Here is a 16,354-nt window from a genome sequence, read left to right as displayed (position 1 = left end):
CGGCGCACGCGGCGCGTGCGCCGCAGGTTTTAGGGTTTTAAATTTAATTAAGCCCACTTACTTAATGATTATTTTATCCAACCATAAGATTGATTTACTTCGGTGGGCTCTGCGGTGGGAGCCGTAATTAATCGGACAAAAGACATTTTCTGAGGTTAATCATAGCCGCGATCGCAAATTTAAGCTAAGCCCCTAAAAAAACTTTAATCAAAAAGTTAGAAAATAACCCATAAAAACCACTAATATAAAACACAAAAGAGTTATATATAGGATATATATTAAATAATGTATTATTTAAGTTAAGTTTAAATTACGAGTATGTCATTTTACTGACATCCAGTGTATTTTGCGGTATTTTATGTCCATATTGCTTTAAGCTTCCTATTCCGACCGATTTAGAGGATTAATTTAGAGCATTACATCGATTTTTGCATCTAGTTGATATCAGATATATGGGGTATTTAGGGGGAGCTATCTAAGTTTCAAAACGATTTAGAAAACAATATTGATGTCAACAGTCAGTAAAAAACAATGGTTCAGCAAAAAATCCCTCTATTTACTCTATTTACCTATACAAAAAACAACTAGTCAGCATCCTCATTTTAGCGATCGCCTATTATGGCACGGCGGAAATTGCGCGTAACCTTGCCTCTACGCCCCAGTCTGTAACACCAGTCTGGCCTCCCGATGGTATTGCCGTGGGTGCAGTTCTCTTATTTGGCAACTGGATTGGGTATGGTGTTTTTTTAGGTTCATTTCTTGCTAACTTCTGGGCATTCCGCGATGCCACCAATATTCTATCGCTCATCACTTCCAGCATCCCCGTAGTCGGAATTGCGATCGGTACAACTTTGGGAACTCTACTAGGAGCCTTTCTACTGCGAAGATCGACAAAATATCGCTATCCCTTAGAAAGGATTACCGATGTATTCAAGTTTCTATTTTTAACTGGCGCGATTTCTCCGATCATCAATGCCACGGTTGGCGTACTTTGCCTAGTATTAAGTAATAAGCTAGCTTGGGCGAGCTATAGCTCGGTTTGGTTAACTTGGTGGATTTCTAACATTTCAGGAATTTTTATCGTGACTCCCATTCTACTTAGTTGTGGAAGGTGGATCCAAACCAATCACTATCCCAACTTGCCGTGGTTATTTATCGAACCCGATCGCGATCTCGACTCGCCAATTATGCAGCCCTCGGCAAAGAGATTATGGTTTTTAAGATTCAAGGCGATCGTAGAACCTTTAATTCTGCTAATTTTGGTCATTCTCATTGGCAAAATTGCCTTTGGCGATGGCTATCACTTGGAGTATTTATTAATCCCTATTTTATTATGGGCTACCTTTCGACTGGGACAGTTTGGGGCAACCCTTTTAACATTTGTGGTTGCCGCGATCGCTGTGGTTGCCACCGTTAATGGCAAGGGAGCCTTTGCAGCGCTAGATATCAATCAGTCTTTAATGCAACTGCAATCCTTTATTGGCGTAATTACCTTCACCATTCTCATACTGACCGCAACTATCTCCGAACGCGCGAATGCTGAAATGAAATTGCGCTTAGCCTTTGCAGAACTGGCTCGCAGTAATGAAAATCTGGAATTTCGCGTACAGGAGAGAACAGAAGAGTTGCACAAAAAGAATTCAACGCTAAACCAAACGCTACAGACCCTGAAGCAAACCCAACTACAAATGTTTCAGAGTGAGAAAATGTCGGCTTTGGGGCAGATGGTCGCTGGAATTGCCCATGAAATTAATAATCCAGTTAGTTTTATTCATGGGAATCTATCCCATGTTTCCGAGTATATTCAAGGTTTATTAACTGCTTTAAAAGTTTACCAAAAACACTATCCGAATCCACCTGAATCCCTCGATACCGAACTAGCAGATCTGGAGTTAAACTTTTTACAGGAGGATCTGAGTAAAATGCTTCAGTCCATGAAAATTGGAACCGATCGCATTCGGGCGATCGTGTTATCCTTACGGAGTTTTTCGCGCTTGGATGAGGCAGAATTAAAAACAGTAGATATTCATCAAGGAATTGACAGCACTTTAGTGATTTTGCAACATCGACTGAACGCCACAGAAAAGCGTCCTGCCATTCAGGTGCTCAAGGATTACGGTACATTACCTCTAATTGAATGTGATGCAGGTTCTCTCAATCAAGTATTTATGAATCTTTTGACAAATGCGATCGATGCCCTCGAAGCCAGCAATCAAGGCTATTCATTTCCAGAGATTTCTAACAAACCGAATACTATCTGGATTCATTCGCGTCAAATTGATAATAACCAAATCGCGATCGCTATTTCCGACAATGGCATTGGTATTCCCGAAGAGATTCGCTCTAAGATATTCGATCCATTTTTTACCACCAAAACCGTGGGCAAAGGAACTGGCTTGGGGTTGGCGATTAGCTATCAGATTGTGACGGAAAAGCATGGTGGCAAAATTTGGGTTGACTCCAATCAGTCTCAGGGAAGTAAATTCCTCATCCAAATCCCCGTCAAAAACCCAAGATTTTAATTATCCGATTTGCTATCTTAAAACTTACAGTGCTTTGCGCTCAAACCCAAACCAAGGAAATTTTTGAAAGCGTTGCGAAGCAACGCTTTCAAAAATTCCCTTGTGGTTCAGCGGAAATGGGTGTAATTGAGATAAGTTATGACTTGTGAGCGACTCTAAATATTCTCGATTCAATTTTATTCCAAGTTACTGGTGAAATAGCGATCGCTGCATTTTTGCACTGCACCATCAACAAATTTGCGTAGAGATAATTCTCTAAATTTTCAATTTCCAGTAAGGAAAGATGATTGGAATCTAAAGGTAGATAAAGAGTTTGCGCCCAAGTATGGCTAATTTGGCTGCGAAACTGTTCGCGCACTTCTATAGATTGCTCATAATTAGGAGCTTGAGCATATAAAGTATCTAATTTAGAGCGCAAGTTCTGAAAGTTAATTTGTCCCGAATCAAATTCAACCGAAACTAAGGCTTGTTCGAGCTGATTGCACAGTTGGCTTGCTAAATTTATTTCCGTTACACTATCAAAATCAAGGGCATGAGAAAGACTTAGAGAAAGTTCTGCTTCAAAAACCCTGTCGAAATCTAGGGATGCATCAAACATTTCATAGAGTTTCCTTGCGATCGTCAGCACTCTCATTAAACTTAGCGCAGGTGCCAGCTTAGTTAAAAAGCGAGGACGTGCCACAAATAAAGCGATAATTCGCTTTGATACATCTTTGAAGTCTCCTGTTGCGTAGGCAGCGGATCTCTCCAACCAGACCAACAGTTTATTTAGCTTTGGTTGATTAATATAGGTGGTAATTTGAGCTTCCATATCTAACAACAGCTCTTCCACATTGCCATTGCTCATTCCTGCGAGAAAAAGAAAAACATTCTGCCAATGGCGATCGCTTAAATGATGAGTAACTAAGGATTTAGTTTTGTGATGCCGATATACATACAAGGCTACAAAGTATTCTTGAAAAGCAATATGACTAAAGGTAAAGACCATTCCATCAGTAGAATTAATGATTTTACAGATTCCCAATTGCTGAAAGACTTCTAATATCATGGGGATAGATAATTCTTGAAATTTTTGCAAATAGTTACCCAGTAAGTCCTGTAGATAATTAGTTATTACCTCCAAGGTGAACTCCAGTTGATGCTTTTCAAATCCTCGGTAAGCTATATCGATTAATATCAGCTCTAAGATGTCCGTGCTCAGGTTATTAACTACTTCCGTACAGTTGAGATGCTGTTTGATTACTTGTTCTTCTAAGATGAGATTGATGCTTTTTTTGTAAAGTCCGCTGACATTACTAGGAATGCTATATCGGCGATCGCATAATAATAGACAGAGTAGCGATAGACTCAAGGGTGATTTAGCCAACTCTCTGGCGATGTCATTGATTTGCAGAAGTTTCCAGCATCTTTGGGCTGCTTCGGATGCAGGATCGTCTGCCGCATCCTGCCGCGCGTCTTGAGTCAGCCCATTTATTCCTATTTGATTAACGGTACACCACTTATGGATATATTCCTGAACGTGGAGATCTCCCCAAGGCAGAAGTTCGACCTCTAGGAACTGACCGAGGCTATTCTCGTAGCAATTTAACCGACTAGAAACAATATAACGATTGCGCGGATAAGTGCTGACAAACTCAGTGACAAGATGGGATAGTTGTTTATGCGATAGAACCGATTCGTTTAAACCATCAATCAAAATCAGTAATTCTCCTCGCTCTAACATCCAGACCGCTAGTTCCTGTGGCTCAGGAAATCCACATCTTTCAAACTCTTCGGCGATCGCTAACAACAACGTATCGGTATTGCAGCAAAACCTTCGCATTGGTAAAAAAACAGGCAAGAGATCGTATTTGTATCGGCTCTTGGGATAACGCAAAGCCTCAGACCCAATGTATTTTAAAAAAGTGGTCTTGCCAGCAGCAGGAAGTCCCAAAACCATCAAGTATTCCTCTTCATTCGCAAGGTTTAACCCCAATAGATTATTGCCTTTACAATAAGCACTGCGTTGAAGAGCGCGAGTAAAGGATTCCTCCATATCGTCTACCGACTCAAAACTACGAATCGAAGTGTAAGCGCAGAACTTCTGTGATATGTAAATTGAAGCTAAAGAGGTGGGCTGATGTGTCCCAATCAATTGGATGGAGGTATGGGATTCGGCATAGCTTTTGATATAACGCAGAATTGCCTTAGAAATAGCATGGTCAAGATATGCACGATCATAGCTACAGCCACGATCGCTTATCCTTTCAGCAAACCCTGATAATATCGCTTCAACTCTTTTGACTAATTCACGAATGCCATATTCTTGTTTTGTTTCTATTGCCATTCTCAAACATTCCCAAATAACAGCTAAAGGACACTCAATTAAAAGACACTCAATAATTATTTAACCCGAGCAAGCCATTGACCCCCTGTGTAGCAGTTTTTAGCCTATTCCCATCTATACCCGCAAATATTTACAGTATTTATTTGTAATATTTATGATTCATTATAAATATTGTATAGCAATCCTATTTTATTTGTGAAATTAAATAATTGATGCGAGTCTCTTTCTGGAATTATTGAAGATGGTAGTATCATATAGAATTCCAGCACTATAAATCATTGGCAGTGATTATGCTGCGATCGCTAAAATTATTTTTCCTATCCCAATAGAGACAATCACTTCTCAAATCTAAGCAATTGTTTACTGAAAAATATGATTTCTGCACTCATTAGCTAGGCACAGTTAAATATAAGATTAAATATAAGATTAAATATAAGATAAATATAAGATCTAAAAAATGTAGTTCTTAGGTATCCTGCACCACAGGTTTTGACACTATCTCTTAATTTTAGCCAGCTACTTAATAAGTAATATCAAAATCCAGCAATCCTGAATAGTTTCTGAATAGTTTATAGTAATCCTAAACAAGTTGAGAGAAGCTTCAACTTCGCGCAGCCATCGTTATATAGCTATAGTCAGTAATGTTAGGACAAAAATCAAACCCCATAGAGAGTTGCGGCGCTTCGCGCCGCAACTCTCTATGGGGTTTGATTTTTGTCAGCTATACGTGGAGCCCTTAAATTGCCACGCAAGTATTTTTTATAAAATAATCATCTTTTTGGGCGCTAAGTATTTTTACTCATGATTAGGTTGATGGGGACAGATTTGTGTAAAATTATTAAGACTTTGTAAAAAAGCAATTTTATATACTGAAAACTTAAATTTTTATGGCAAAAAAGAATCTAGCAAGCTTGACCTCTGCTGACTTGGCAGGCAAAAAAGTATTAGTAAGAGTTGATTTCAACGTTCCTCAAGATGAAGCTGGCAAAATTACCGACGATACCCGTATTCGTGCGGCTCTGCCAACTATTAAATACTTGACTGAAGCTGGCGCTCGCGTAATCCTCACCAGTCACTTCGGCAGACCTAAGGGTGTTACCGAAAGTCTTCGTCTTAATCCTGTTGCAGTCCGTTTGTCTGAATTGCTTGGTAAGCCCGTGGTCAAAACCGATGACTGCATTGGCGATGCGGTTGCAGCACAAGTAAATGCCCTGAATAATGGTGATGTCGCTTTGCTAGAAAACGTTCGTTTCTATCCTGAAGAAGAAAAGAACGATCCTGAATTTGCCAAAAAGTTAGCTTCCTTAGCTGATATTTATGTAAATGATGCTTTCGGTACTGCTCACCGCGCCCATGCTTCCACTGAAGGCGTAACTAAGTACATCAGTACCTCCGTTGCTGGTTTCTTGCTCGACAAAGAATTGCAATATCTCAGTGGTGCGATCGACAACCCTCAGCGTCCTCTCGCTGCGATCGTTGGCGGCTCCAAGGTTTCCAGCAAGATCGGTGTGATCGAAACCTTGCTTGATAAGGTTGATGTACTGCTCATCGGCGGCGGTATGATTTTTACTTTCTACAAAGCTCGTGGCTTGAGTGTCGGCAACTCCCTTGTAGAAGAAGACAAACTAGACTTGGCTCGTTCTTTGGAAGCAAAGGCTAAGGAACGTGGTGTCAAGCTATTGCTACCTACAGATGTGGTGATTGCCGATAAATTCAGCCCTGATGCTAATGCTCAGACCGTTAGTGTCGAAAATATTCCTGATGGTTGGTTGGGCTTAGATATTGGTCCCGACTCCGTAAAGGTATTCCAAGAAGCGCTTGCTGATGTGAAGTCAGTAATCTGGAATGGTCCTATGGGCGTATTTGAATTTGATAAATTTGCCGTTGGGACTGAGGCGATCGCCCATACTCTCGCTGGCTTGACAGAAAAAGGCACAATCACCATCATCGGTGGTGGTGACTCCGTAGCTGCTGTTGAGAAGGTTGGTGTTGCCGATAAGATGAGCCACATCTCCACTGGTGGTGGTGCAAGCTTAGAATTGCTCGAAGGCAAAGTCCTTCCTGGTATTGCTGCTTTGAACGAAGCTTAATAAAGCTCCTACAGCGATTTTCAATCTAAGAATCTTCTGGAAACTTGAAAGTGTTGCTTAGTAACACTTTCAAGTTTATGAGTTTAACTTTGTCGGGTTGCAAATCATTTGTTATACCAATTCACTGAAGTGAGCCAACACTTCAGTGAATTAAAAGTGAATTAAAAAGCAAACCCAATAAGGTTTTGAGATTCCCAAAATGGCGTTGCCATTTTGGGAATTGGTATTAACGGAAATTATCAGGATTGAGTCTTCTACCGCCGCTATTAAAGCCACTGTTTGCAAAGTTACCAGTACCACCATCACTAGGATCGAGGAATGGTTTTAGGTAAAGGTTGCCACCGCGCAAATTAGTAGGAGTATTAGAGGCAGAGCGGTTTGGTGACAGGACAGAACCAAGTACGCTATTGATTCCCGACAAATCAATGCCTAAACCCAGATCGCTGCTTAGGTCACCTAAAGAGCGATCGCGTCCTCTATAGGTATTGACTGCGGTAGTTTGCTGACCGTTATCAGCCGTAGCAAGATTTCCGAAGACCTTATCGCGAGTAGCGATCGGATCTTGCCCGTTAGGTACGGTGAACACGATGCGACATGCAGAATTTTTATCGGTAGTAGCACAGACTACGTTATAGCCATTTTCAGTGCTAGTACGCATTTCTACCAAACCATCGGGACGGTATAGTTCGAGACGACGGCTGATTTCGTTGCAACGACGTTCGGGAGACCAGCCATCACCCATCGCCGCAGGCGCAGCCCAAGGGAAATATTTTTGAGGTTGGCTCTTAGGTTGATAGACAACGATGTATTGACCTTCTCGCATTTGACAACTAAAACGAGCCGTTTTGTTATCCGAAGGATTGGCAGCTTTGTCGTTAGGTTTATCAGAGGGAATTGTCGAAGGGTTTGAGTTAGGGTTAGTCTCAACGGGAACGATCTGCGCAAAGCTGGGCATTGCCGCAAGGGGCAAAGTTAAGGCGATCGCTAGATAGCTGATCTGTTTTTTGAGAAATTGCGTTGTGGTGCGAGATAGGTAATTCATAGGATTAGTGGGATTAGCGAGTATATAAAGATTGATAAGCAGATCGAACTTTCCCCCAGAATTTTGCTGCCTAGTAAGACCTAGAAGAGCGTACCGCCCGCTTAGCGGGCGGTACGCTCTCTGTTTTTGGTTTTTAATTATGCTGAACTAATTAATACCTAAATGATTTATACCAATTCACGAAAGTGTGACAAAACTTTTGTGAATTAAAAAGTAAACCTAGTAAGGGTTTTCAAGTTAATAAATGGCTTAGCCATTTATTAACAGAGATTGCTATCGACCTATGACCGCAAAAGATAGCAATAAGTTCCCCTGCAAGCAAAAAAATTGCCGCAATATGCACGGCAATTTTTTGCGGTACTTTTTTTACTTATCGATTTCTTCGGTTTCTTCATCTGACTCTTTATCTGATGGTAAGGGCGATCGCAAAATTACCGTATTTTGCAGTTTACCAATGCCCTCAATTTCGATATAAATGCGATCGCCTGCCTCCATGGGACCTACCCCTTCGGGTGTCCCCGTCAGGATAATATCTCCTGGAAGCAAAGTCATAATCTGGCTAATGTAGGACACGATGTAGTCGGGAGAAAACACCATTTCCTCGATAGAGGCGGACTGGAAAGGCTTCTTAAAGTCATTGACAAAGGTTTGTAGCATCGCCGTGGGACTGATTTCACGCACGATCCAAGGTCCCAATGGACAAAAGGTATCAAACCCTTTTCCCCTAGTCCATTGGCTGTCCTTTCTTTGTAAATCTCTTGCGGTGACATCATTGGCAATGGTGTAGCCCCAAATGGCAGCGATCGCTTGTTTGGGAGTCAGATTAAAACAATGAGAACCGATTACCATTGCCAACTCGCCTTCATATTCCACCCGATTCGACTGTGGTGGCAGGGTTATTTCTCCTTCAGGATCGATTAAAGTTGTAGTTGGCTTTAAAAATAGGATTGGTTCTTTCGGCACTTCACCACCCATCTCAGCAGCATGAGCAGAATAATTTTTACCAACAGCTACAATCTTGCTCGGTTCACAGGGAGCTAAGAGTTGGTAGGTATCTGGAGCAAGTAAATCACCATTTGGCTCCCCTCCCAGCCAAGGTGCTGCACTGAGGATCTTGACAGATTGGTTCAACTCTAACAGCCCGTAATAAACTTTTCCTTGGGAAGTTTTTACGCGAACATAACGCTCCGCCATAACATCTTTTTTTCGTATCTAAACATTAATAAGGGGAAATCTAGCAAACTTGATTATATAGCAATCGCCATCATAAGCCTAGAAAGGAGAGTCAGTCCATTCTTGCTTAAAGTTCTTGTGAAGTTAGCGGCGAGTTAGTGGCGATCGCAGTTCATTTTGGACTTTCTTTTGATGCTCACTGAGTTAATTTGAGCTATACCGCCGTGAAGTACGGGATTGTTTTCCTGTATTCGGTGAGGAAACAACCATCTGCAACTCGCTGACTTGAAAATTACTTAAGTAGTTCAGCATAGTTACAACCCGAAGCTAGAGCCTGTTCCGTCTACTAAGCGGCATATACTCCTAGGTTTTAAGTTTACTAACGCTACTTAGTAAATAGCTGGGTAAATAGCTGGGCATAATTAAAACCTAGATTTAAAAACTGTAGCGCCTGCGCAGCAAACACTACAGCTTTTGGAATTTTAGATTTTAGATTTAGCTGCACCTAGCTACTTAGCAAGCCTTAGCAAGACTCAGATATGGTGGTAGTTTTTAAATTAGTAATTGGAAATATGAATCTATCAACATTTATTTTAATTTCGCTGGTAGCTGGAGTTGCGTTTGGAACTTTACTGAATACGACTTTTCCTGAGAATATCGAACTAATTAACCAAGTTTTTTTAGCTCCAGTCGGTGAGTCTTTCTTAAGGCTGATTCAGTTTGTAGTTGTTCCCATTGTTTTTTCCTCTTTAATTATGGGTTTAACCCGAATTCAAGGGGCTGGTCAAGTGGGTAGATATACAGTCAAGTTGATGACCAGTTATATAGTGACTAGCTCGATCGCTCTGGGAGTGGGTATGGGGACTGCCTACATAATTCAGCCTGGCAGCGGTGTGACGGGTTTTTCCCTATCCGCAGATATTAATCTGGCGGAATCCCCTTCACTCATATCTTGGCTCGTGAGTTTAATTCCTGTAAATCCTTTAGAAGCTCTTAGTACTGGTAATCTCTTGCAAATTATCTTTTCCGCAGTACTATTGGGAATTGGGATCCAAATTGCTAAGGAGAAAGCCAAACCCTTTGTAGAATTGATTGAAAGCATTTATCACATTAGCGAAAGGACTCTATCGGTAATCTTGTATGTGGCTCCTCTGGGCGTTTTTGCGCTGATGAGTTCGACGATCGCCACCCAAGGTTTAGAATTAGTTGCCAAATTATTGTTCTATGTTTTGGGATTAGTAATTGCTTCTTCGATAATGCTCTGCCTCGATATGTCGATCTTGTTTTTGCTAAAAGCCGATCCTATAAGATTTCTTCGCAGTCTCTCAGAAGCGATCGCTCTCGCTTTTGGGACGGCTAGTTCTAATGCTGCTTTGCCCGTTGTATTACAAAATATTCAAGAAAATTATGGTTTGCGGGAGGAAATTGCCAGCTTTGCTATTCCTCTAGGAACTGCCCTAAAACGTGATGGTGCAGCGATTTTACAAGGTTTTAACGCTTTATTTGTCGCCCAGATTTATCAAGTACCTTTGACTCCATCGCTGTTAATGGCGATCGCCGTTAGTAGTTTACTTGTTTCCTTTAGTACTCCAGGCGTTCCAGGTTCGGCACTGATCACTATGGCAACCGTACTATCAGCGTCAGGACTGCCCCTAGAAGCGATCGCCTTGGTTGCGGGTATCGATCGCCTCACCGATGGGTTAAAGACTGTCGTGAATATTATTGGTAATAGTGTAAACGCTATCATCCTGAGCCATTGGGAGGCGGAGCAATTACCTGAAGTAGAACAAATACCTGCCAGATAAATAACAACAGAACCTATGCCAAACGCGCAGCGTTTGGCATAGGCTTTGTTGTTATTCTAAATTTACAAGCTAGAAACCACGGACATCTTGCGGTAAAAAAGCGCGATCGCAAGGCAACATCGCCACGGGTTCAGTGAGCGTAAATTCTGCTTTTAGAATCCAATCTTTGAGGGTTTTAGCCGCTTCTTCCGATAGATGTAAACTGGCAAGTGGTGCAGTACGCACCGTAGAACCAGCGATCGTGATTTTGCCCGACTTGAGTTGCGCGTAGGAAACCGAACCAAAAATTGGACGCACTCGCCGAGGAATAGAGAAGTCTATTACTGGCGCAACCAACTCTTCGTCAAGTACTGCGGCTCTAGCGACCACTTCTTCATTAATTACAGGAAGGGGAACGGCAACGCCCATCATTAAGGATGCACCATAATTACGAAAGTAGCAACCGCGCACCCATTCCGCAGTCATTTGTTTGGCATCGCCAATCAGAGCTAGAGTTGCCGCAGGTCCTATGGGAGTGCGGTTCTCTAAGCGCTTTTGTAATGGGAAATGTTGGGTTCCTTCCCATGCAACATAGCCGATACCTCCACCCATAAATATGCGCGTACCAATACCAATTAGCTGCAAATCTGGATCGTTCCATAATGGCGAGATTGCTCCAGGATTGGAATAAACCGCATTCCCCAAACGGGGCTGAAGAGGACCTAGATAGGTATATAGAGTCTCTTCTCCTCCATTAACCCCCACAATAAAGTTTTGATAAAGATTGCGAGGATTAAATAGATAGAACTGATTGATCGATTCTTTCGTAATCGTGGTTTCAAAATTAGCTCGCGGATAGCAATCATTGGGATGTCCGATCGCTTTAAAGGTTAATGTTTTGCCAGCAATCAGATCGGCAATCGCATGTCCACCACCGCGATATTGAGGAGATTCGTCGCTAGGATCAGCTTCTTGGGTTGCTCCTAAATAGATATCGACCGCACCAAACCCTGCGTAGGCAGGCACGCCATCAATCCAACAAGTCCGAATCTTAATTGGGGGATCGGTATGCCCCAAATTAAGAATTGCTCCCGATGACTCCATCGGCTCAAATGTACCAGTAACGATCACATCCACCTGTTTAGCAGCTTGAGTAACACCGATATCTACAACGAGGGATTTGAGCTCGGTAGCAGTGAGTACTTTAGCTTTACCAGCTTTGATTTTGGCGTTAATATCAGCGATCGTTTGGGACATAGGACTTTGCTATATGGCAGTTATCTAGCAATATAACGCTTTACGCTCCATTAAAATTCAATATATTTTTTGAAAGTGCTGCTTTGCAACACTTTCAAAAAATAGCAATCCTTTAATTCTGCCTAGCTACTTACAAAGACCAGCCATTAATTGATAGCTTACCCGCATGGATGCGATCTAAGGCTCGTTTGCCGCCCCATCGTTGAACAATTTTATCGTCATACTCATCAGCTATTTCCATTACGGCTTTTACCGAGGCTTCTAATTCTTTTATGTCACAGGTAGAGCCTACAATCGAATGTTCAAAGAGAATTTCATTGTCTGGAGAGATCCCAAAAGCCCCAAAAATCATTTTGGCATTTTCTTCCAGCAAATAACGTATCAGGTCTGGTGTTAATGCAGCACCAACTACTACATACGATCGCGTATTAATCACGGCATCATCTTCATCCCAAGGGAAAATCAAAACCTCTACAAGCGCCGATCCCATAAATACGCCTAAGCCTGGAATATCTTGACGTGCACAGGGGCATTTCCCAAATATCTCTTGCATCCAAGTTACTACTTTTTCATAGCAGGCTTCTTGAGCAGCAGTTTGAAATTTCAAGTTATTTGCCTCCAAAAGTGTAGAAAACTGTGTGAGTTTGGCAATCAATAGTAACAATTAGATTGATCATAGATTGATCAGACTATACCCATACACAGCCACATTTTCATAGGGTTTTAGAAATATAGCTATAGTCAGTAATGTTAGGACAAAAATCAAACCAAATAGAGAGTTGCGGCGCTTCGCGCCGCAACTCTCTATTTGGTTTGATGTCCTGACTTAATTGAATATAGTAGCTAAGTAAAACCAGAGAGCGTACCGCCCGCTATGCGGGCGGTACGCTCTCTGGTTTTGGTTTTTAATTATGCTGAACTACTTAGCTCTATTAACTCGAACTAAGATAAATCGAAATTTGCGGTAGCTTAACGGCAATTAAACCAGTGAAAATAAATAACGTCCTCCCTAACACTTTGTACATTAACACCTTGTACTATGATGGATAAATCTTAAGAGATACCAAAAATTTGCCTTATTACTTCTTGCGTTTAGGAGGAAACATAGTTGGCTAGTCGCTTTTTATTTACATCTGAATCAGTTACGGAAGGTCATCCCGATAAAATCTGCGATCAAATTTCCGATACGATTCTCGATACCTTATTGGCTCAAGATCCGCGATCGCGTGTCGCTGCCGAGGTTGTGGTAAACACAGGTCTGGTCTTGATCACTGGGGAAATCACAACTAAAGCGCATGTCAATTACGTCGATATTGCTCGTAAAAAAATTGCTGAAATTGGTTATATCAATGCTGACAATGGGTTTTCCGCCAATAGCTGTGCGGTAATGGTCGCACTTGACGAACAGTCTCCAGACATTGCCCAAGGCGTAAATGTTGCCCTCGAAGCCCGCACTGGCGAAGAAGAAGATGCGGCTCTAGAAGCGGTTGGAGCTGGCGATCAAGGGATCATGTTTGGGTTTGCTTGCGATGAAACCCCTGAGTTTATGCCCATGCCGATCGCCATTGCTCACCGTTTAGCCCGTCAGTTATCGGTAGTCCGCAAAAATGGCACTCTGCCCTATTTACGTCCCGATGGCAAAACCCAAGTCACCGTGGTTTATGAAGATAATAAACCCGTGGCGATCGACACGATCCTGATTTCTACCCAACATGATGCCGCGATTGATGGCATTAGCGATGAATCTAAGGTACAGGAAAAAATTAAAGCCGATCTCTGGACGCATGTAGTTTTACCTAGCTTTGCCGATACGGTCAAACCTAGCGAACAAACTCGCTACTTAGTAAATCCTACGGGCAAGTTTGTGATTGGTGGTCCTCAAGGTGACTCAGGTCTAACTGGTCGCAAAATTATTGTCGATACTTATGGTGGTTATGCACGTCATGGTGGCGGTGCTTTTTCGGGTAAAGATCCGACAAAGGTCGATCGCAGTGCAGCCTATGCTGCGCGTCATGCGGCTAAGAATATTGTAGCGGCAGGGCTGGCTAGCAAATGTGAATTACAAATTAGCTATGCGATCGGTGTAGCCCGTCCTACCAGTATGCACATTGATACCTTTGGTACTGGCAAAGTCGATGAAGAGACTTTACTCCGCCTAGTCAAGGATCATTTTGATTTACGCCCTGCGGCAATTATCAAAAATTTTGATTTACAAAATTTGCCTGGCGATCGCAAGGGGCGCTTTTATCAGGATGTGGCAGCTTATGGTCATTTGGGACGCAATGATCTCGATCTGCCATGGGAGCGTCTTGATAAAGTGGAAATCTTGAAAAAGAACGCCTAATTTTACATAACAAGAGTATATAGCTGTCGCCAATTGTACTGGGACATAAACCCCAAGAATTAACTGGTGGTGCTAAGCACCGCCAGTTAATTCTTGGGGTTTGATTTGTCCTAAGTCAAGTTAAGAAATGGCTACGCCATAAAACCCTAAAGATAATTGGCGGCGCTTTGCGCCGCCAATTATCTTTAGGGTTTTAAAGATAAAGGGAAGATGTCTGAGAATGAGCGGAATCATAACGATCCTGAAGGCTTGGCTTTTAGGAACACTGCTTCAGTTTGTTTGGCGAGGTTGTCCCATGCAAATCTTTCCTTAAGTTCAGCCTGAGCGTTATTTGCTAGGGTATTTGCATAGTCTGGATTTCGCAAAATTTCAATAATTCCGTCAGCTACAGAATTAGCGTCATTGACCCTTGTGACTATCCCTGTAATCTGATGGCGGACAACTTCAGGTAACCCCCCCGTATCAGAAACCACGAGGGGGATTTTGGCGGCAAAACTCTCAAGGGCAACGATCCCAAATGGCTCGTAGAGACTAGGAAAAACGGCGCAATCGGCAACTTTCTGGAATTCCCAAAAATCTTCATCTGCCATAAACCCAGTGAATAATACTTTGTGATAAATACCAAGATCCCAAGCTTGACGTTGTAGGAGAATTGAATAGGCATCGCCAGTCCCAATAATTACTAATCGGACTTGGTCGTTCATTGCTGCAAGCACCTTGGGCATGGCATTTAGCAAAATATAAATACCTTTCTCATAGGTGATGCGTCCGACAAAATAGACGATCGCTTCTTCTGATTTGGCATACTTTGATCGGAGTGATCCGAGATCTAACTGGCGATAGGCAGCAATATTTTGCCAACGTTCAACACTCAAGCCGTTATACACCACATCCGTTTTTTCGGGCGGGCAATCTAAAGCCCTTTGCAACTCACCACGCATATATTCGGAACAGACGATGATGCGCTGAGATGCCTTTGTTAAGCAAATTTCTTTGTGATGAATATATCTTTGAGTATCATTATGAATTCCATTACATCGTCCATATTCGGTGGCATGGATGGTGGTTACAAGCGGAATTGCAAATTCATGATTTAGGGCGATCGCCGCCTCTTCAACTAACCAATCATGGGCATGAATTAAGTCCATAGGATTAATTGTCAAGAACTCTCTCGCAAAGTCCAACATATGGGCATTCATCTGCCCAACCCATTGAAAAAAGTCTTTATCGTCTTGAACGGGAACGCGATACACATGAATACCATTAACGATCGCTTCTAAAGGCTCGCTTTCAACTGCGACCGTGATTAAATAAACTTCATGTCCGCGTTTAACGATTTCAGGATACAGCTCTGCTACATGACGAGAGATTCCTCCAATGATGCGTGGTGGAAACTCCCAAGCTAGAGCAAGAATACGCATGATATTTAAGTAATATTTTGATTAATATTTTGATTGATAAAGGCGACAATCAAGTCATATATAGAGATACATTGCTTTGTTTTCTACCATAAGCAAAATGTAAAATCTAAAACCTGACTGCGATTTATTTTTGCTTTGCTTACGTTTATCAAACACATAGGCAATGTACTGCAAGTAATAAGGCTTACTTAACTATAGCAACTATCTAAGTAACTAAGTAAGTGAGCTTAATTAAATATAAACCCCTAAAACCTGTGGCGCACGCGCAGCATGCGCCGCAGGTTTTAGCTCTAGATTTTAATTATGACTAAGTACCTCAGCATAATTAACGTGAGTTCGGGATAATTTGAAACGGGCTTCGAGAAAGGGTTTGCTACGCAAACCCTTTCTCGAAG

At 42.0% G+C, this 16,354-nt stretch carries 10 protein-coding genes; 4 read left to right on the top strand and 6 right to left on the bottom strand.

Annotated elements, in window-relative coordinates:
* Positions 1-554: 554 nt before the first annotated feature.
* On the top strand, positions 555-2,522 hold the full coding sequence (locus tag PSE7429_RS15285) for an MASE1 domain-containing protein (protein ID WP_071590156.1): 1,968 nt from the start codon (positions 555-557) through the stop codon (positions 2,520-2,522).
* Positions 2,523-2,658: 136 nt separating this feature from the next.
* Here the strand turns inward: PSE7429_RS15285 and PSE7429_RS15280 are convergent, their stop codons facing one another.
* Complete coding sequence (locus PSE7429_RS15280) at positions 2,659-4,848, bottom strand: NACHT domain-containing protein (RefSeq protein ID WP_009628156.1); 2,190 nt, start codon at positions 4,846-4,848, stop codon at positions 2,659-2,661.
* Positions 4,849-5,735: 887 nt separating this feature from the next.
* Between PSE7429_RS15280 and PSE7429_RS15275 the strand changes: the two genes are divergently transcribed.
* Positions 5,736-6,938 carry a phosphoglycerate kinase gene (locus PSE7429_RS15275; RefSeq protein WP_009628155.1) on the top strand — a complete coding sequence of 401 codons (1,203 nt, stop codon included), beginning with the start codon at positions 5,736-5,738 and terminating at the stop codon, positions 6,936-6,938.
* A 226-nt stretch (positions 6,939-7,164) separates the two neighbouring features.
* Here the strand turns inward: PSE7429_RS15275 and PSE7429_RS15270 are convergent, their stop codons facing one another.
* Together PSE7429_RS15270 and PSE7429_RS15265 are read right to left on the bottom strand one after the other, a co-directional pair.
* The gene (locus PSE7429_RS15270) at positions 7,165-7,980 is read right to left on the bottom strand and encodes a COP23 domain-containing protein (RefSeq protein ID WP_009628154.1); all 816 of its coding nucleotides are present in this window, start codon (positions 7,978-7,980) and stop codon (positions 7,165-7,167) included.
* Between the two features lie 366 nt (positions 7,981-8,346).
* Positions 8,347-9,174, bottom strand: a complete 828-nt coding sequence (locus PSE7429_RS15265) for a fumarylacetoacetate hydrolase family protein (RefSeq protein ID WP_009628153.1) — start codon at positions 9,172-9,174, stop codon at positions 8,347-8,349.
* A 551-nt stretch (positions 9,175-9,725) separates the two neighbouring features.
* Between PSE7429_RS15265 and PSE7429_RS15260 the strand changes: the two genes are divergently transcribed.
* Positions 9,726-10,958 carry a dicarboxylate/amino acid:cation symporter gene (locus PSE7429_RS15260; protein WP_040688971.1) on the top strand — a complete coding sequence of 411 codons (1,233 nt, stop codon included), beginning with the start codon at positions 9,726-9,728 and terminating at the stop codon, positions 10,956-10,958.
* 69 nt (positions 10,959-11,027) lie between these two features.
* On the opposite strand, the gene PSE7429_RS15255 is transcribed toward PSE7429_RS15260, so the two are convergent.
* A complete protein-coding gene (locus PSE7429_RS15255; protein ID WP_009628151.1) occupies positions 11,028-12,194 on the bottom strand; it encodes a homocysteine biosynthesis protein in 1,167 nt (388 codons plus the stop codon).
* Positions 12,195-12,324: 130 nt separating this feature from the next.
* Positions 12,325-12,801 carry a T3SS (YopN, CesT) and YbjN peptide-binding chaperone 1 gene (locus tag PSE7429_RS15250; protein WP_040688969.1) on the bottom strand — a complete coding sequence of 159 codons (477 nt, stop codon included), beginning with the start codon at positions 12,799-12,801 and terminating at the stop codon, positions 12,325-12,327.
* Between the two features lie 501 nt (positions 12,802-13,302).
* Here PSE7429_RS15250 and metK point away from each other — a divergent pair.
* On the top strand, positions 13,303-14,538 hold the full coding sequence (gene metK / locus PSE7429_RS15245) for a methionine adenosyltransferase (protein WP_009628149.1): 1,236 nt from the start codon (positions 13,303-13,305) through the stop codon (positions 14,536-14,538).
* A gap of 230 nt (positions 14,539-14,768) precedes the next feature.
* Here metK and PSE7429_RS15240 read toward each other — a convergent pair whose 3' ends face one another.
* Positions 14,769-15,959 (bottom strand): glycosyltransferase family 4 protein, encoded by a 1,191-nt coding sequence (locus tag PSE7429_RS15240; protein WP_009628147.1) that lies wholly within the window; start codon positions 15,957-15,959, stop codon positions 14,769-14,771.
* Positions 15,960-16,354: the final 395 nt, after the last annotated feature.

Source organism: Pseudanabaena biceps PCC 7429 (genome assembly GCF_000332215.1).
GTDB lineage: Bacteria > Cyanobacteriota > Cyanobacteriia > Pseudanabaenales > Pseudanabaenaceae > Pseudanabaena > Pseudanabaena biceps.
This window is presented reverse-complemented; position numbering and strand designations above follow the sequence as displayed.